This is a genomic window from Mucilaginibacter litoreus, assembly GCF_042676805.1.
GTDB classification, from domain to species: Bacteria; Bacteroidota; Bacteroidia; order Sphingobacteriales; family Sphingobacteriaceae; genus Mucilaginibacter; species Mucilaginibacter litoreus.
Map to the genome: position 1 here is coordinate 157,455 of NZ_JBHTHZ010000014.1, position 19,065 is coordinate 176,519.

General features: G+C 41.8%; 16 protein-coding genes. 6 read left to right on the top strand and 10 right to left on the bottom strand.

The features are described from left to right. The first annotated feature begins 184 nt into the window (after window positions 1-184). Window positions 185-2,089, top strand: coding sequence for a beta-N-acetylhexosaminidase (locus ACFQZX_RS16350; protein WP_377117368.1), 1,905 nt, complete (start codon window positions 185-187; stop codon window positions 2,087-2,089). Window positions 2,090-2,131: 42 nt separating this feature from the next. Here ACFQZX_RS16350 and ACFQZX_RS16355 read toward each other — a convergent pair whose 3' ends face one another. From ACFQZX_RS16355 to ACFQZX_RS16375, 5 genes are read right to left on the bottom strand one after another with little or no spacing between them, the layout of a single operon-like run. Beyond that, on the bottom strand, window positions 2,132-2,506 hold the full coding sequence (locus ACFQZX_RS16355) for a DoxX family protein (RefSeq protein WP_377117370.1): 375 nt from the start codon (window positions 2,504-2,506) through the stop codon (window positions 2,132-2,134). A gap of 20 nt (window positions 2,507-2,526) precedes the next feature. Then, a complete protein-coding gene (locus ACFQZX_RS16360; protein WP_377117372.1) occupies window positions 2,527-3,084 on the bottom strand; it encodes an SRPBCC family protein in 558 nt (185 codons plus the stop codon). Continuing rightward, window positions 3,081-3,470 carry a DoxX family protein gene (locus tag ACFQZX_RS16365; RefSeq protein ID WP_377117374.1) on the bottom strand — a complete coding sequence of 130 codons (390 nt, stop codon included), beginning with the start codon at window positions 3,468-3,470 and terminating at the stop codon, window positions 3,081-3,083. The genes ACFQZX_RS16360 and ACFQZX_RS16365 overlap by 4 nt, the downstream gene beginning before the upstream one ends. A 49-nt stretch (window positions 3,471-3,519) precedes the next feature. Further along, window positions 3,520-3,879, bottom strand: coding sequence for a VOC family protein (locus tag ACFQZX_RS16370; RefSeq protein ID WP_377117376.1), 360 nt, complete (start codon window positions 3,877-3,879; stop codon window positions 3,520-3,522). A gap of 30 nt (window positions 3,880-3,909) precedes the next feature. After that, window positions 3,910-4,122: a hypothetical protein gene (locus tag ACFQZX_RS16375; RefSeq protein ID WP_377117378.1), complete on the bottom strand. Its 213-nt coding sequence runs from the start codon at window positions 4,120-4,122 to the stop codon at window positions 3,910-3,912. Between the two features lie 115 nt (window positions 4,123-4,237). On the opposite strand from ACFQZX_RS16375, the gene ACFQZX_RS16380 reads away from it, so the two are divergent. Then, window positions 4,238-5,218 (top strand): GlxA family transcriptional regulator, encoded by a 981-nt coding sequence (locus ACFQZX_RS16380; RefSeq protein ID WP_377117380.1) that lies wholly within the window; start codon window positions 4,238-4,240, stop codon window positions 5,216-5,218. Window positions 5,219-5,249: 31 nt separating this feature from the next. Here the strand turns inward: ACFQZX_RS16380 and ACFQZX_RS16385 are convergent, their stop codons facing one another. The 4 genes from ACFQZX_RS16385 to ACFQZX_RS16400 form a co-directional block, all read right to left on the bottom strand. After that, on the bottom strand, window positions 5,250-5,408 hold the full coding sequence (locus ACFQZX_RS16385) for a hypothetical protein (protein WP_377117382.1): 159 nt from the start codon (window positions 5,406-5,408) through the stop codon (window positions 5,250-5,252). 187 nt (window positions 5,409-5,595) lie between these two features. Then, complete coding sequence (locus ACFQZX_RS16390) at window positions 5,596-6,507, bottom strand: BT_3987 domain-containing protein (protein WP_377117384.1); 912 nt, start codon at window positions 6,505-6,507, stop codon at window positions 5,596-5,598. A gap of 26 nt (window positions 6,508-6,533) precedes the next feature. Next, window positions 6,534-8,000 (bottom strand): SusD/RagB family nutrient-binding outer membrane lipoprotein, encoded by a 1,467-nt coding sequence (locus ACFQZX_RS16395; protein WP_377117386.1) that lies wholly within the window; start codon window positions 7,998-8,000, stop codon window positions 6,534-6,536. A 23-nt stretch (window positions 8,001-8,023) separates the two neighbouring features. Continuing rightward, on the bottom strand, window positions 8,024-11,269 hold the full coding sequence (locus tag ACFQZX_RS16400; RefSeq protein WP_377117388.1) for a SusC/RagA family TonB-linked outer membrane protein: 3,246 nt from the start codon (window positions 11,267-11,269) through the stop codon (window positions 8,024-8,026). A 185-nt stretch (window positions 11,270-11,454) separates the two neighbouring features. On the opposite strand from ACFQZX_RS16400, the gene ACFQZX_RS16405 reads away from it, so the two are divergent. The 4 genes from ACFQZX_RS16405 (at window position 11,455) to ACFQZX_RS16420 (ending at window position 16,342) form a co-directional block, all read left to right on the top strand. Further along, window positions 11,455-11,805 carry a PadR family transcriptional regulator gene (locus ACFQZX_RS16405; RefSeq protein ID WP_377117390.1) on the top strand — a complete coding sequence of 117 codons (351 nt, stop codon included), beginning with the start codon at window positions 11,455-11,457 and terminating at the stop codon, window positions 11,803-11,805. A gap of 12 nt (window positions 11,806-11,817) precedes the next feature. Next, on the top strand, window positions 11,818-13,479 hold the full coding sequence (locus ACFQZX_RS16410; RefSeq protein WP_377117392.1) for a PspC domain-containing protein: 1,662 nt from the start codon (window positions 11,818-11,820) through the stop codon (window positions 13,477-13,479). Window positions 13,480-13,484: 5 nt separating this feature from the next. After that, the gene (locus ACFQZX_RS16415; RefSeq protein WP_377117394.1) at window positions 13,485-13,679 is read left to right on the top strand and encodes a hypothetical protein; all 195 of its coding nucleotides are present in this window, start codon (window positions 13,485-13,487) and stop codon (window positions 13,677-13,679) included. Between the two features lie 212 nt (window positions 13,680-13,891). Beyond that, the gene (locus ACFQZX_RS16420) at window positions 13,892-16,342 is read left to right on the top strand and encodes a TonB-dependent receptor domain-containing protein (protein WP_377117396.1); all 2,451 of its coding nucleotides are present in this window, start codon (window positions 13,892-13,894) and stop codon (window positions 16,340-16,342) included. Between the two features lie 204 nt (window positions 16,343-16,546). On the opposite strand, the gene ACFQZX_RS16425 is transcribed toward ACFQZX_RS16420, so the two are convergent. Further along, window positions 16,547-19,048, bottom strand: coding sequence for a M14 family metallopeptidase (locus ACFQZX_RS16425; RefSeq protein ID WP_377117398.1), 2,502 nt, complete (start codon window positions 19,046-19,048; stop codon window positions 16,547-16,549). Between the last annotated feature and the right edge of the window lie 17 nt (window positions 19,049-19,065).

The window sequence follows — 19,065 nt, forward strand, 5'->3', positions numbered from 1 at the left end:
CTGGCTACAGGTGCAGCCGTAGGTTTAAAAAGGCAATTTAATAAAAAACCCTAAACACCAACTAATTTTTAGAACTAATATTCAGCTTGTTATAAATGCAATTTAAAAGCACAAAAATCTTTTTAATATTATTTAAAAAGTTATAAATTGCGTTTATCCAATACTAACCACTCTAATTTTTGATATGAAGAAATTATCCTTACTGGCGTTTTTCTGCTTCACAGGTTTGCTTGTATCCGGGCAAACAAAAAACAGTATTGCCATTATCCCCGAACCGGTTAAAATAACAACTCATACCGGGCAATATGTACTGCCTAAAACATTAATTGTACAGGCGCCACTAAAGCCTGAAATGACCCCGGTGCTTGATCTGATTAAAAATAAGTTCTCTACATCCACCGGTAAAATTGTACGCATTAAAACAGCGGCTTCAGGGGCTGCTATCAAACTTGTTTTAAACCAAACCGCTGATAACGTAATAGGTAAAGAAGGTTATTACCTATCGGCAAAAACAAAGGGTATAACCATAAGGGCTAATACCGAAGCAGGTTTGTATTACGGCTTGCAAACGCTTTTTCAGCTTTTACCTAAGGAAATTGAAAGCCCGGAAATAGTTGAAGGTGTACAGTGGGCCGTGCCGGTTGTTGATATTACCGATTATCCAAGGTTTGAGTGGCGAGGGCTGATGCTTGATGTATCCAGACACTTTTTTACCAAGAAGGAAGTAATGAGCTATATTGACAATATGGCCAAATACAAGCTCAACCTTTTCCATTGGCATTTAACCGACGATGAGGGGTGGCGAATAGAAATAAAAAGCTATCCTAAACTAACAACCGTTGGTGCTTACAATGTGAAAAGAGAAGGTGAATTTGGAAATTTTATGCCAATCAAGCCTGATGAGCCGCGTAACTATGGTGGTTTTTATACTCAGGATGATATACGTGAAGTGGTTAAATACGCCCAGGACCGTTTTGTTAATATTTTACCCGAGGTTGATGTTCCGGGGCACAGCCTGGCTGCTGTTGCTTCATATCCCGAGTTATCTGCCACTCCAAGTGCAGATAAGTATAGCGTACGATCGGGCGAGCGAATTATGGATTGGTCTAAACCAGGGCACCCGGCGCTGGTAGATAACACGCTGAACCCTGCAGGGGATTTCACTTATGAATTTTTAGACAAGGTTACTGGCGAGATTGCCCAGCTGTTTCCATTTGGGTACATGCACCTGGGCGGCGATGAGTGCGCAAAAAACTTTTGGCAGCAAAGCAAAGCCGTAAGTGATTTAATGGCCCGCGAAAATCTTAAAACTTACGAAGAAGTACAAAGCTACTTTGAAAAACGCCTGGAAAAAATTGTAGAATCAAAAGGTAAAAAATTTATGGGCTGGGATGAGATATTGGAAGGTGGCATAGGCCCTAATGCAGCGGTTATGAGCTGGCGTGGCATAAAAGGCGGCATAGAGGCCGCAAACCTTGGCCACGAGGTTGTAATGAGCCCTACAACGTTTGTATATCTTGATTATATGCAAAGCGACAGGGTGATGGAACCACATGTGTATGCAACACTCCGCCTTAGCAAAACTTATGAGTTTGACCCGGTACCTCAGGGTATTGATGCAAAATTTGTTAAAGGCGGGCAGGCCAACCTTTGGACGGAGCAGGTTTACAACATCAGGCAAGCCGAATACATGACCTGGCCCCGTGCGTTTGCACTTGCAGAATGTGTATGGTCACCGGCTGCAAAAAAGAATTTTAATACTTTTTTTGGAAAGGTTGAAAAACACTTCGCCCGTTTTGATGAAGCAGAAATAAAATATGCGCCAAGCGTTTACGACCCTATATTTACTCCTGGCATAAAACCCGACAGTAGTTTGACGGTAAGCCTGGCAACAGAAGTCCCCGGGCTGGATATCTATTATAGTTTCGACAATTCTTACCCAGACAGATTTTACCCTAAATACACGGGTATATTAACCGTACCAATTGACGCTACTCAGTTGCGCGTAATAACGTATCGCGGTAAAAAACCAATAGGCCGTATGGTAACTATGCCAATTGATGAGTTGAAAAACAGAGTGAAAAAGTAAAATGAAAGCCGCTTAATAAGCGGCTTTCATTTTTATAGTAATTTATTTAGCCGAGAAAAGCGGTACCAGGTTTTTACGGTAATATATCGCTAAAAATATATCTCCTAATAATAGAAACAGTCCTGGGCCAATACCGCTTGGCATTACCACCGCATGAAATAACACGATATTGAAAAGTATAGGTAATATTGCAACTATTGCCAGGGTTACATAACGGCCTATAACGAAAAGCAAACCGCAGATAAGCTCAATTACTTTTACATAGACCATGAGGTTGACTACAGCCAAACCTTCATTATAAGTCTTGACATCGCCGGATAAAGGCGGCACCGGAGTTAGTTTAAACAAGTATACAACCGAGCTGAAAATAAGTAATAAACCCATCAGGGTACGTACAACTATCATTGCAATTTTCATGATTATTTAGGTTTTATTGTTTAGTGTGATAAATTGTTCTCTGCCTCAAGAACCCGTTTTAAATTCTTAAGGCTTTCTTCCATATCTTTCCCCAACATTTTCTCCATGTTGATAAACAACAGCATTACATTCATTGGGAATGGCATTTTGCTGAAAAAAGCCCAGTTAACAGCGGTAGTATTTTCTGTTACCGATTGTGTTGTAAGATAAGTATCTGCCACGCCTGCAAAAGGTTTTATAAATACTATCCGGATATCAATCCTTTCCCCTTCAACAATATTCTGGATTGTTTGATGACCTTTACCGGCTTGCTTCATATCGCTGTCCCAGGCAGCGTTAAACCCAACGCTACCATCAGTACCACTATAAGTCATTCGCTTATTAGGATCTGTCATTACCCACTTACTATAATAATCCTGATTGCGGAGATACCTTATATAATCGAACACTTTTAATTGAGGTGCATTTACATTAATACTGCGTTGTACAGAATATGATTTAGGCGCTATGGCTGCTAATATCAATACCACTAAAATTACACCTGCAATTATCCCTGCAATGGTTAACAAGGTATTCATAGTTTTTGAGCTTTGGTAAGTTGGTTATAATTTTTCCAAAAGTAATACAATGTAAACATTATCAGAAACATAACAAGCGGCGGAACCAACAACCCGATACTATCTCCCACAAAAACACGGGATGCAATTGCCCCTGTAAAGTTGATGAAGAACCCTGCAAACGCCCACTCTTTAATGGTATAATAACGGTTTTGTAGCAATGCGACCGCCCCTGCAATTTTAAAAGCACTGGTTATTATCATGATATAAACAGGCATACCCAGGTGCTTCATTACATCCTGCCCGGTTTGTTCTTTTGCTATTCCTGCGCCCCCATCCATCAGCATGGCTAAACCAAACAATATGGTTAAAACCCAATAGACAACTTTAATGCTCTGCTTGCTCATATCTATTGCTCGTCTGTAAAAATATTCCACCGGACGCCGAACTTATCTATTACGTTACCCATTGTGCCGGCAAAAAGGTCATTACAGGATGTGCTACCTTACCTCCTTCGCTTAATTTGTCAAACTTTTCATGCACCTCGGCTTTATCAGCAAAGCTTAACGTTAATGAAACTATACCCAACAGCCCTGCAACGTTAGGGTCAGTCATATCTGTTCCCTGTATGGTGAAACCTTCTCCTGTAAGGTCGGCATGTAAAATTCCGTCCTGAGCCTCTGCCGGAAACATCTCTTTCATGGGCGACTCTTTAACGCTCATTAGCTGTAATTCGCCGCCTAAAATTTCCTGATAAAATGCCATTGCTTCTCTGCAGTTGTTTTTGAAGTTAATATAAGCACTTAGTTTTGCCATGATGTGATATATTTGATTGTTTATAGTTGGTTAAATAAGTATTTCACAGTTATGCCCGTTCAATTTAAGAACTTCTATGATACGGTTTGGGCAAAAATCATTTCCTTCAACGCGGAGTACCTTGTCGCAATCATCCAGATCAAAATTTATTTTGCTTGCCGGAAAAGCAGCAGTAAGCTCATCAATTAGCTTACGTGAAACTTTTGGCTCCCTGACATTCGTTTTAAATACCTCGATCATCATTATTTAATTACCCTGGTACTCTACAAAAATGCTGCGGTTTTGTATATTTAGTAGGGTGCAATTACGACAATGTGAGGGGTTGATTGCGACGGCATCTGAATGTAATTTTGATTTTATGAAACACATATCGATTCTGATACCTGAAGGAGAAACCAGCCTGAGCAACATTGAAGCGACTTACAAAATGTTTTCGATGGTTAACCAGGCCCTTCAACGTGTTAACAAGGCACCTTTGTTTAAAGTACAGCTGGTTGGCTTAAACAAGCAAACCGCTTTAAGCAATGGCATTTTTACCATTAAGCCGGAATACACTTTTAGCGAGGTGCCCAAAACCGACCTCATTATTATACCCGCAGTGCATGGCGACATGGATAAAATACTTTCGGCAAATACCGATCTGCTTCCATGGATTGTTAAACAGTATAAAATCGGTGCGGAAGTAGTTTCGCTATGTATCGGCGCTTTTATATTAGCATCCACCGGTTTACTAAAGGGCCGTAGCTGTACCACACACTGGCTAATGGCAGATGACTTTAGAAAACGCTTCCCCGACGTTAATTTAATGCCCTACAAGATAATTACAGATGAAGGGGGTATTTATACAAGTGGCGGAGCTTATTCGTCCTTAAACCTGCTGTTATACCTGATAGAAAAGTTTGCAGGGAGGGATATGGCTATTAACTCATCAAAGATATTTGAGATTGATATTGAGCGTAACAGCCAGTCGCTTTTTATCATATTTCATGGGCAAAAGGATCATGATGATGATGTGATACAAAAAGCGCAACAGTTTATTGAACAGAACTATCGCGAAAAAATCACGGTTGATCATTTGGCAGACATGTTTGCCATCAGCCGCCGGCACCTGGAACGCCGATTTAAAAAGGCCACGTCCAATACGGTGGTTGAGTATATGCAGCGCGTACGGATAGAAGCGGCAAAGTTAAGCCTGGAGAGCATCCGCGAAAATGTTAATGAAGTAATGTACAATGTTGGTTATACAGACACTAAAGCTTTCAGAACGATATTCAAAAAAATAACCGGCCTGTCGCCGGTTGAATATCGCAACAAATACAGTAAAGACAGGGCAGCCTGAACTATAGGCACTTTGTAACCCGCATTTACAGTTAGTCTTTATCCGGATCCTGCCGTTTAACCAGTTCGGCATCCTCTATGCTATCCTTTTCAAAATCTTTTTCATCCTTACGGTTGCGGAGGACCAGCAGGATAATAATACCCATGGCAATCAGGACAACAATACCAATAATAAAATAATTAACTTGCATGAAATTAACACAGCAAGTAATGTGCCTGATAAGGCAACTTAACAAAAAGATAACAAGGATCAATCACCTACTTCACTAAAGAAAAAAGCAAGAGGTTATCTTGAATTACTTCGTATTTGGAACTTATTGTACTTGCAAAAAAAAAGCCGCCCATTTAAAATGGACGGCTTAAGCATTGTTTTTTAACTTAACGCGAACCTTTATAAACTAATTTCTCTTTAACTATCCTAGTACTTGGATCAGTTCCCCAATCAAAGTTAAGTATAAAGGTTTTAGTAGCCGGATCATAACTATTTTCCTCACCGGGTGTATTTTTAACTGCTGGATTATCCCTTGAACTTACGGTAACCTTGTGAGTAACAGGATCAACGTCAAGATGTAAGCCACCTATACCACCAACGCCAGAACCATCTATCCATAAAGCGTAAAACTCATTGGTATTTGGACCGCTTGTTGATAGATCAATGGTAAGACCATCGGGATAAGTACCACCTAACTTTGTATCTGGCCCAGTTGCACTATTCCTTGTGATACTACCCGATAAAGTATATTTACCATCATAAGCATTTTTAACTGCATAGATAGCATAAAGCGTATCCTTTGAAGCAGCATGCACAGCCAAACCGTCCGTACTGGTTATTTGGTAAGGTAATATATACGTTTCCGATAAATCTAATTTGCTTCCATTAATTTTAATCCTAAAGCTCTTTTGAAAGTCACCTGGAGCAAAATTGAAAGTAAGCGAACCATCTTGTGCTTGCGAAGCAGTGTTATCCGCCAAAGAATACACTTCTTTGGGTAATAAGGTATAACCATCTGGTACGGCTCCAGGCAAAGCCTTTACAGTAATAGTCTGAGCAGTTTTTAAATCTGTCGGATTGGCAGCATCCTTTTTTAAAGAAAATACTGTAACCGTTTTTTCATCAGTAAATGGATCAAAAAATGTTGAGCTCTCCATTGATCCTGTGAAGCCGATATATGACGTTCCTGCATTTGGGTCCTCGTTTGACATGTCACCATCAGGTACCTTGCGGCATGCTGAGAATAACACTAATACAGAGCAAGCGAGAAGAATATGTTTATATATGTTCTTTTTCATTGTTCTTTTTTTAAAAGTGTATTTAATTATTTATCTAAATCCCACCATACATGCGCGTCTTGGGTATCTCCACCAGTTAATCTCGCGGCTGCTTCTTTAACATGCGCCTCGTTTGTACTGTATTCGGCAGTTGGGTATACAAAACGGCTTACAATCTTTTTAGAGGAATTTACAGCATCAGGTGCGGGGTCAAGCGCAGGGTAACCTTTCGGGTTAGCTTCTGTTGCGGTTTTGCGCCATATATTCCAAGCCTGATGACCGTCCGGATAGCTCGCTATCCAGCGTTGAATAGATATTTTAGCGTAATCAGATGCACTTTTACCAGAAGTTGATAAAGCAACATTAGAGCCTGACAGATATGATGAAGACACATTTAAGCCCCATTGACGATACGACGCGGTAATACCCGCTTCATAGTTAGTATTAACTGCTTCATTAGTCCAGCCTAAATAAGCCGCTTCCGCCCTTGCAAGATAAACTTCGCCTGCGGTAATAATGGTAGCGGTACTTGCCTGTGTACGGAAATCGCCGCGCAGCACTCGTGCCCATGTAGGGTTAGCCTCAATAAAGGCCAACACATTGTTTCTTGCCAAACCGTAAGTTACACCAATATCAGATGACGCGGTATTACCAATAGCTTCGCCGGCACCGCCGTAAGTCGCTATCCTTCCATCATTATATGATTTCAACAAGTCAGTCATTGTTTTAGATTCGCCGAAATCCTTACGCCCATCATATAAGTTATACCAAGGGCTTTTGAAAGAGCCGCCAGGATAGTTAACCTGCAAATTCTGGCTGTTGTCTTCAATAACTTTTGCAGCTATCGCTTCTTTAGCCGCGGTGGCCGCAAAACCGCTCGCATCAGGATACCGTTTAGACAATTGTACGGCTGCTAAAAGTTTGATTGAGTTAGCCGCACGTTTCCATGAAGCTACGTCGCCGTTATAAAATATATCGCCAGCAAGTGATGACCCATCAAGCTCTGCCTGTGCAGATGTTAAGGTGTTAATTATGCCTTTGTAAATATCCTCTTGAGTATCATACTTCGGCTGGATAGCATCCAGGCCTTTCAATGCTTCACTGTAAGGAAGATCGCCCCACGAGTCTGTTAAAACCCAGTACACATATTGCTGAATGATTTTGGCTACCGCGCTGGTTGCTTTGCTCTCATTAATATTAATGATGTTTTGCAAATCGTACAATACACCACTGTAATAACCGGTGAAATCATTCTGAGGCAAGTTGTATAAAGAAGTTCCTGAATATTGCGTCTCAGAAAAATACTGTGCGTACTGTCCGCCACTTATCGCTGGTGTTCCGGTTGTTGATAAACCCACAATACTTAGCTCGGCATTGGTTAGCAATGCAGCGGTTATAGGTTTAGTTGTAGCCCCGGGATTTTGGTTTACATTACCAAAATCCTTGTACTTGTTACAGCCTGCGCCAACCCAAACAAGCGCCGCTGCCAATGTATAAATATATCTTTTTTTCATTTTTGTAAATCTAATGTGTGTGCTTAGAAGTTTACTCTAAGGTTAAACCCTATACCCCTTGTGCCCGGTAACTGACCGGTTTCACCTTGTTGCGCGCTGATCTCAGACGGATCATAGTCTTTTGATTTAGCATAGATCAACAATAAGTTACGGCCTGTAATTTCAAACCTTGCAGATTGTATAACCTTGCTTAAACCTAATTTGGCTACAGGTATTTTGTAACCTACCGCAATCTCACGAAGCTTAACGAAAGTTAAGTCGTAAATGTATGGATCGTAAGTTTTATTATTAGTTAGGCCTTGGAAGTAAGCTTTAGCGTCTATGTAGTTAGATACAGGTTCGCCAGCTTCATTTACACCACTAACTTTAACACCACCACCATCTGCAACAGGGTCACGTACTGGTACGCCTTTATCATTCAATGCAGCGGTAGCAGCAGTCAGACCACTGAACTGTCCCCATCTGTTTGATAAGGAAACGAATTTACCACCAACTTGATAATCGATGTTTGCGTTAAGTATGAAGTCTTTAAATACAGTAAATGAGTTTTGTATACCACCTGTCCATTTTGGAAGCACGCTGCCAAAGTACACATTCGGATCGTTTACATACATGCCGTTTGCACCTATAATTGGCACACCATCAGCATTGCGTTTGATACCGTTACCATACAGCTGCCCCCATTGTTTTCCTTTTTCATGAACCATGTAAGGCATATCAGTACCCCATACGTTAGAATTAGCATCAGCACTAACACGTGTTACGCCATATTTGTCACTGATCTCGACAATTTTATTTTGTAACTGACGGGCAGAGTTGATGGTAACATCCCAGCTGAAGTCACTTGTTCTAACCGGTGTACCGCTTAATGTTAACTCAATACCTTTCCTTTGTATTTTACCATAGTTAGTAAGTATAGATGAGAAACCACTGGCGGGGTTTACGGTTACTGACGCTGGGAAGCCCTCGTCTGTACCGAAATAATAAGTAGCAGATAAACCTAATCTGTCATTCAGGAAGCGCAGATCCAAACCTAATTCTGTTTGTTTAAATACCGCACCATGTAAATTAGGGTCAACGCTCTGGTCAGGAGTACCCATTATTACATTTGTACCAAATTTATTAGCACCAACACTGTATGTAGTGTTAGTTCTGTAGTAACCATAGTTATCTGTAGCAGTAGCTAAAGCCTGAGGGATTTCACCATAAGACACCCTTACTTTACCGAAGCTCAACCAGCTGTTAAACTGAGGCACCAATTCGCTGAATACAAATGAACCACCAAATGATTTTGATAATACACCGTTATCTCCCGGGAATAAAGTTGAGAAATAATCCTGACGTAAGCTGATGTCTCCAAACAAGAAATTTTTATAACCTATCGATGCTTTACCAAATATGGCACGATATTGTTCGTTTATCCTAGTGTTAAAAATAGTTGGCGCACTTACTGAGTTATTTAAAGTAAAAAGGTCATTGATGCTTAAACCATCATTTGTATTACCGCCATTATCCTTATAACTTCTGTTATAGATATCTGTACCTACGTTTGCGTCAATTTTAAAGTCAGCTATCTGTTTATTATAGTTTGCTAACAATTCGTAGTTTTCACGATTTTCGTACACAGTATATGCACGATAGTAATTTTTAACGCCGGTTTGCGAACCGCTAGTTTGCAGAATATACGGAATATACTCTTCCTGCCATTCGCTTCTTGAGTTTTTGCGGTAAGTTGCTTTAACGCTGAAATCGTTATTAAGCTTGTATTGCAAGTAGATGTTACCATATAAGCGGTCACGCTGGTTATACTTGGTATTTAAGTCATTTATTTTATACATGTTATACCAGTAGTTACCCGCATAAAAATAACCAGGATTTGATGGATCATAAGAAGTAGGGTTTTGGTGGTTCCAGCTTACCAATGTTCCATCAGGGCTGGTCAGGTCCTGAAGTTCTTTCATGATACCCATATCCAGATCACGGTGCATCCACTGGTTAAAGTTACCAGAGCTTTGGTTAGCATAACCGTCATTGATGTTACCGTGTAATTTCTGGCCAACAAAGTTGACGTTGGCACCTGTTGTAAAGTGCTTACCTAAATCATAGTTAACATTCAAGTTAAATACATTTTTTCTAACATCGGTATACGGTATAATACCACTTGTATACTGATTGTTATAAGACATTCTCAGGTTATAATCATCAGCAGATTTTGTAAAGGCTACACTGTTATTCAAACTCACACCTGTTCTAAAAAAGTCACGCGCGTTATCTGGTTGCGCAGTGAGGTTGGCTGTCTTAAACGAATATTTGGTTCCAGGAGCCCACGCATACCATGGGATATATTCCTGACCAACCATTTTAGGCCCCCAGCTGCTATCGTCAGTATAATCAGGGTAGTATTTACCGTCAAGCGCTTTCCACTCTACAGGATCTACTCCCTCTCTGTAATGATATTGCATAAGGTCTGCAGCAGCGCCGCCAGCATAACTATTTTGATAATTTGGTAAAATGTAAACATTATCAAAGTTAGCGCCCAGGTTTAATTCGATACCGGCACCTTTTGTTTTACGGCCTCTTTTGGTTGTAATAACTATAGCGCCATAAGCACCCGCAGAACCAAACTGCGCTGATGCCGCAGGGCCCTGTAATACAGAAATATTATCGATATCATCCGGGTTAATATCGCTCGAGTTTGGCAGTATGGTACCATCAACCACATAAAGCGCACCCTGGCTTAAGCCAAAGCCTGTACCACCACGCAACCTTACATCTGTAGAGCGCCCTAAAGCCCCTGCCGACTGGCTACGTACCTGTACACCTGCCACTTTACCTGCAAGAGCATTGTTTACGTTGGGCTGACGTACAGTATTTAACGCTTCAGATTTTACAACCTGCGCCGCGTAAGATGCAGAACGGGAAGTTTGCTTGGTGTTAAATGCACCGGTTACCACCACCTCGCTTAATTGGCTGGCCGATAAACCCATAATGGCATTTACAACATTACCACCAATAGCAACTTCTTGCCTTTCGTAACCAACAAAAGAGAAGCTAAGTGATTTTGCCGTAGCAGGCACAGCAAGCGAATACTTACCTGTAGAGCTGGTTTGTGTACCAATAGTTGTTCCTGGCACTGTAACACTTACCCCAGGCAACGGCAAGCCGTCATCTTTAGAGGTAACTGTACCAGTAATCGTACGATTTTGTGCATAAACCTGTGTTACAAACAACGACAGGAAACACAAACTTACTAGTAGAAGTTTTTTCATGTTTGTTAATAATAAGATCAGTTAATAGTTAATTAATCATAAAAGTAATGTTCCGTTATCAATAAATCAAATTAAAAAGTGAAAAAAGATAATATTTCATAAAAACTATTAAAAAATCTACAAAACATTAAAATATTTAGTACTATGTATTGCATAATACATTCCAAAACATATATCTTTGCATTATGATTGTTGAGAACACCCAAACCCAAATGAGGAAAGGCATACTGGAGTATTGCATCCTTTCCATTATTGCAAAGGGCGAGATATATGCATCTGATATTATTGCAGAACTTAAAAAGGCTCGCCTGCTTGTAGTTGAGGGTACTTTATACCCTTTATTAACCCGATTAAAAAACAATGGCCTGCTGGCCTATAACTGGGTGGAATCAACATCAGGGCCACCAAGAAAGTACTACGTACTATCTGAAGAAGGACGTAAAGTACTTGAACAGCTTGATGGCACCTGGCAGGAGCTTGCCTTTGCTGTACAAACTTCTATAGGCGACAGAACAATAAGCAATAACACTAAATAATTATCACTCACCATGAATAAAACAATTATCATCAATATAAATGGCATCGTTTTCCATATAGAGGAGGATGCTTATGAAATACTCAAAAGCTACATGACCGAAGTGCAACGTCATTTTATGAATTCGGCCGATAGCCTTGAAATTACAACCGACATTGAAAACCGCATTGCCGAAATGTTCAATGAGATACTTTTAAAAGAAGGAAAACAGGTTGTTGTTGAACAGGATGTAAGAGCTGTTGTTGAGCAAATGGGGTCTGTACAGGATTTTGAAACCATTGAAGACAGTGCTTCAGCAGCAGGCGCGCATCAGGCGTTTACTTATGGTACCGGCTCACGCCGCCTGTTTCGCGATCCGGACGATCACCTGATAGCCGGGGTTTGCGCCGGTATAGCCAATTATTTCGATTTTAATCCGGTTTGGGTACGCTTGATCTTAGCTGTATTGGTAGCCTTTGGCGGCACAGGGATTATTTTATATATCATATTATGGATTGTGGTGCCAAAAGCCGTAACCCGTGCCGACCGCATGGCCATGAAAGGGCAAAAACTAAATTTACAGGGGTTTAAAACCAACTTTGAAGAAGAACTGAGCGGCCTGCGCAGCAATTTGTCGAACTTTGGTGATGAGGCCCGCCCGTTTATTTATAAAACACGCGATTTTGCCGGCGACTTTTTTACGCACTTCGGCAATTTTTTAGGTGGCGCGGGTAAACTATTGTTCAAAGTTATAGCAATTTTTCTTTTACTCGGCGCTTTTGGAGCTATCATAGCCGTAATTGGAGGTGTCATTGCTACTATAGCAAGCGGGCATGGTGTAATGTACCGTATGTTTCCTTTTAATCTGGCGAGCTATAAAATCAATACTATTTTCCTGGTATGCGCAGTGCTGATGGTAATTATTCCATTACTTGCTATCATACTTGCTATACTGACATTCGTATTTAAAACAAAAGGTATTGGCCGCACGGTTGCATCAACCTTATTAATGTGCTGGGTTGTTGCTATATGCGTGGTTATTTATTATTCCGTAAAAATCACGGCTGATTTCAAGACCGGAGCAAGCTTTAGCCGAACCATTAATATTCAGCCTGTTGCAGATACGACTTATCATCTGAAACTAAACCAAGCCAAATATTTTACATCAGCAGACAGTGCCCGATATAATATTAACGAGCTAAAAGGCGGAGTAATACTTGATGACGATAACAACGACCTGGATATGCCCGACTCGCATGTTCGCATATTTATTGAGCGCAGTGATGTGCAGCAGCCTGTTCTGGTAGAATCGTTCAGCGCACGTGGCGGCGATTACCAGGAAGCTTTGGATAACGCCCGAGCCATTACTTATCATTTTGAACAAACCGGCAACGTGCTGAAATTCAATCGACGCTTTGATAAAAGCGCAGACCGCCTATGGCGCAACCAGGAACTGCACCTTACATTAAAAGTCCCTTTAAAAACCAAACTGGTTATAGACGATGATATGGAAGGGTTTTTGGATGGCGTAAACGTTTACGACTGCAAACGCGACAACAAACAGGAAGGCGCTACCTCAGCCAACTTTGTTATGACAGATAATGGACTGCAATGCAAAGTAGATACGCTGGTGCTGCCAAAAGTTCCCTCATCCATCGCTACAGACTCTACAGCTACAGACACAGTAAAAAAATGAAAACAATGATGAAATATATAAGCCTGCTGCTATTCAGCGGGCTTATTATTCCTGTTTATATCGCTAAACAGGTAAGTAATCATTCTACCATTAGCCCTTATAAGATTGCTGCGAACGATAGTACCGCGAAAAAGGGGCCTTCACAATATATTAGCATTCAAGAGATTGCGGAAGCGTTGATTCCACAACTAAAAAATTAACATTTTTTCTTGTAACCTTTTCACCCATTTCTCCATCTCAATACCAGATAAAGCAGATTGCTGCCGTATAATTAATATGCTATTGTTTATGAAGAACCCATTTCACTTTCCTGCTATCAGCAAACACAGATAGCCATATAACTAACTTTTATTGATAACCAAAAACAAGGAAATAACCCTTGCGGGGATTACTTTGCCTGAACTTTTTTAATATGAAGCTACATTTAACTAAAATACTTTTCCTTATCATGCTGGCTCTTGCTGTTAATGCCGGCGCCCAGCCCACACATCCTGCAAACGCAACCGTTACCGGCATTTTACTAAACGAACAATCCAAACCGATGGATTACGTTACTGTTACCTTACTAAGGGCCGCAGATTCATCTGTGGTAAATGGCACCTTAACCAATGATGCCGGTAAATATGTGTTTGATAAAATTGCTGCCGGCAACTATATTATAAAAGGAACAAACTTAGGCTATCAGCCCGCCATTAGTCAGGTTTTTAACGTTGCAGCCGGCCAGGTAAACGTAGTTGCCCCTACCCTGCGCATGCAGCCAGGAAACCGCAGTTTACAGGGCGTTACTGTTGTTTCAACCAAGCCTTTGATAGAACGCAAGCTTGACCGTACTGTAATGAACGTTGAAAATAGCGTACTTGCAGCAGGCAACTCAGCTCTTGAGATTTTAGAGCGGGCACCTGGTGTTACCGTTGATAAAGACGATAACATCAGCTTAAAGGGCAAACAGGGTGTCACTGTGATGATTAATGACAAGCTTACCTATATGTCGGCGGCGCAACTGGCTACCTTTCTGCGTTCCACCGATGGTTCAACTATTCAGTCAATAGAGGTTATTACCAATCCATCAGCTAAATATGACGCGTCCGGCAACTCAGGCATTATCAACATTAAACTGAAAAAGAACAGGCAAAGCGGCACAAACGGCAGCCTTACTGCTAACGCTGCCTATGGTAAAAACTTCAGGGATAACACCAGCCTTACGTTAAACCACAAATCGGGTAACTTAAACGTGTTTGGTACGCTTACCCGCGGAGACATTAACCGCGAGAATAATATCAATATCGACAGGAATATTAAAAGCGGTGATACCACAACTTATTTCAGGCAGCATACCACTATGCTTAACCATATACATTATAATAATTACAGGTTTGGTGCCGATTACAGTACCTCTAATAAAAACACCCTTGGCTTTGTAGTAAATGGCGATTATACCAATGAATATAACGACAATAAAAATACTACCTACCTGGGCCTGACGCCTGCGGCAAATGAATCATATCAAAATACCCTGTCTAATATCAAGCAAACCTACCGCAGCTTTTCTGCGAATATCAATGATAAACTACTGATTGATACTGCCGGGCAGGAATTAAGCATTGATCTGGATTATTCGAGATATCATAATAACTCAGATGCCAAGTACGATACTTACTTTTTTAATCCTGATGGCAGCAGCATGTCTACTCCACTATTCTTAAAAAATCAAACCCCATCATTTATTACCATCTGGACACAAAAAGCCGATTATACCAAGCAGTTGACTAAAACATTAAAATTTGAAGCCGGGGTGAAATTCAGCTCGGTTAAAACCGATAATGACCTGCAGGCACAGATAAATACCGACGGTACTTTTGTGAACGATACAAGCCGTACAAACCGGTTTGTGTACGATGAAAAAATCGCTGCCGGATACATCAACCTGGGTAAAACGTTTAGCAAAACAACGGTACAAGCCGGTTTACGTGCCGAGCGGACATCGTCCCAGGGCGATCTTATTACCGGGAACCAGACTGTTAAACGCCATTATTTAAATTTCTTTCCGAGTGTATTTATCAACCATACCTTATCTGATAAGCATGAGATCGGCGTAAGCTATAGCCGCCGGATCGACAGGCCGAACTATGATAACCTGAACCCTTTCAGATACTATCTGGACCAATATACTTATGAACAGGGCAACCCTTTTCTGAGGCCACAGTATACAAACGCTTTTGAGTTAAATTATACCTACAACAAAACCATCAACGTTACACTGGGCTATAGCCGTACCACAGATGTGATAACTGAAACACTGATAGCTGATACCATAGCAAAAACTACCTACCAGACCAATATGAACCTGCAAACACAGGACTCGTATAACATCAACATTAACTCGCCATTTACCATTACCAAATGGTGGACAGGTAACATCAACGCCACCGGCTTTTATCAGAAGTTTAAATCTGACTCTCTTTCGGGCGGCCAGTTAAACGCGGGTAAAGCGGCCTTCCAGGCAAGGCTCACGCAAAACTTTTTGTTCAGCGGGTTCAAGGCAGAGTTGTCAGGCAATTACCAGTCGGCCCTGCGTTACGGTATATTTGATATTAAGCCGCAATACTCTGTTGATGCAGGCGTAAGCAGGTCATTCGCCGGCAAAAAGCTTAATGTAAAGCTTAGCGTTACCGATATTTTCAACACCCGCCGAAACCGGGTTAGCAGCCAGTTTGAAGCGATTGATTTGAACATCAACCAGAAAAACGAAACCCGCCTTGCAAGGCTAACGCTTACTTATAATTTTGGCAATACCAAGATCCGTATGCGCCAGCACCAAAGTGGCGCCGACGATGAAAAGGGCCGCGTGAAAAGCGGAAATTAATTTTAGCGGGCAGTTAAGAATCGGCAGTCAGCAGTTGTACAAAAAAAGCGATGGTAGTAATGCCGTCGCTTTTTTGATAACTCACATGCTGGGTCAAGCTTCCAGCTCGTGCCAGTCTAACCAAACTTATTCCAACACTCCTTGATTCTTTAGAACACGATAATAGCCACACGCAACCTAAAACTGCCCACTGCAAACTAAAACCTACTGCCCTACCATAAATACTGCGTTGCTGAAAAGCAATTTACCATTTTCCCAAAAGCTGCGGAAAAGCGGATCGTCAACCATGTACACTACAGAACCGCGTCCCTCTTCCTGTACACCCAACAATAAACCATCGCTGATTTTTTGTTTGGATTGATACCCGGCAAAACCTGCCACATATGCGTTTTTGCCAACCGTACCAACATTCCAGCCGTCATCATCTAAAGGGGCATAAATATCGTCGCTTAATTTTAGTGAATAGTAGTACTTTGGCAGGCCAAACGCTAATGGATGGGTGTTATCTATGTTCAGTTTAAATATGGCTCCTGGTATGCTTGAGCGTAGCGCATCCCGATCACGGTCGGCATAAACACGTTTTATTTCCTTTGTCTTAACATCTGTTTTTGAGTCGCTCTTTTCGTCTTTATTTTTAATATCAAAACCTTTTTTGTCCACAAGGGCGCCGACAGCACTTTCCAAAGCGATCAGCTTTCCTCCTTCGCGCACCCAGGCCTGCAAGTTATCCGTTGCAAGGTCGCTATACCGGCCATCCGGCAAGATCAGTACATCATAGTCAGAAACTTTAATGCGGCCCACATCCTGAAACCTGATCAGTGTTACCGGGTAACCAATTTGCTGTTCAAAAAAATGCCATATCTCACCCATCGCTTCTGAGTTCACAGCATCACCTGTAACTAAGGCCACCTTTGGCTTGCGAATGAACTTGACATTGTATGAACCGATATCCGAGCCTTTATCCACAAAACCCGATGATAAAGGCACAAGCTCGTGCCCAAGTTCATTTGCTATTTGAGTTACTGTGCGGTCAAAATCAATATTATCGTTTCCAGCGCGGGTTACCAGCAGCGAACCGGCGGTAAAGTGCTTGCCTGCGGCATCAAAGGGCAGTTCGGAGTACCTAACCTTAATGCCTTTTTTCAGCAAAGCAGATAGGAATTTAACATCGGCGATAGATTGCCATGCCGATACATAGGCATAGGCTTTAGTAGTTGCGGGTATTGCAGGTTTAACCATGCTAATACTGCTTTTCGCAGGTTTATACCCTTCTTTTAAACCATAGGCCTGTAAACCATAGGCATAAGGCAAGGCCCAGGCGGTAATATCATAGGTAGCCGAATCAGGTATAAAGGTTTTAGGCTCTAACAAAACATGCAGCAGTACCGATTTTGGCTGATAAGCATTCACAACCAGGTCATTGGGGCCAACCTGGTACTGTTCGTTCACTCCACTGAAATAATTATAGCCCGTGACCGATTTGTTTGCCAGCCCGTAGCCATACTGTATACCGTTACGGCTAAGCAGTTTGCCCAGCTGCTCTATCTTTTCATTATTATCGTTCCTGATCACATAAGTTTTATAATCGCCCGGCGGATTTAAGCGGCTGTTGTCATAAAACTTTTTAAATTCAGTAATCAATTTTTGCGCGTTAGCGGATGCTACCTCTACAGTGCTGAGCCCGGTTGTAAGATGATGCTCAAGCCGTTGTGCCAGCGTTAGCGTATCGCCGCTGCGGGTTACAACTGCAAGCCCGGCGCCAATACCCCCCTGCTCGTAGGTCATTCCTATCGAGCCGTTATACAGCGGATAAGTATCGCCGTAGGATGGATACAAAAGATCAAACTCCTGCTTGGTAAAATACATCCAACCGTTCTGATCGAAATATTTCGCATTATTTTTCCCTATAACCACCTGGAAATCGCGCTGCCATTGGGTAATATCTTTATGGTATGGCTCTGCGGCGGGTGCAAAATAATAGGGGCTATTGTACCCCTGCTCATGAAAATCCACATGCACTTGCGGCAGCCACTGGTTAAACAAGCCAACGCGTGCCTGCGTTTCCTTTTGCGCCTGCCACGCCCAATCGCGGTTCAAGTCAAAGTAATAATGGTTTACCCTGCCTCCCGGCCATGGCTCGGCATGCTCGCGCGAACCGGGGTTGGCATCAGGCATTGCACCGGCTACCGAGTTATAAAAGTTTATATAACGGTCGCGGCCGTCCGGGTTAAGGCATGGGTCTATCACAACAACCATGTTTTTCAATTCTGCCTGTACTTTAGTATTAGCCGGGTTAACCATATTGTAAAGCATCCACATGGCAGCTTCGCTTGATGCCGGTTCATTGCCATGTACGTTGTAGCTTAACCAGGTAATTACCGGTGTGTTGGTGGTGGGGGTGCCACTTTCCATACCGGCTAACCGAAGGTTGTTATGACGTATTTCTTCCAACCGGCCAATATTCTCATCAGATGCAATAAACATCGCCATAAGCGGCCGCCCCTCGTTAGTTGTACCAAACTGCTGTAAACGCGTATTTTTAGCCAGCCCGGCAACGTATTTAAAGTATTCGACAATTCGGTAATGCGGTGTAAATTTCTCCCCGCTTTTATAACCTAAAAACTCGGCAGGGTTTTGTATTTGCTGTGAAAAGGCGTTAAATGCGCATAATAAAGCAAAAAGGATAAAAACTATTTTACGGATCATATCATTTAAACAATATG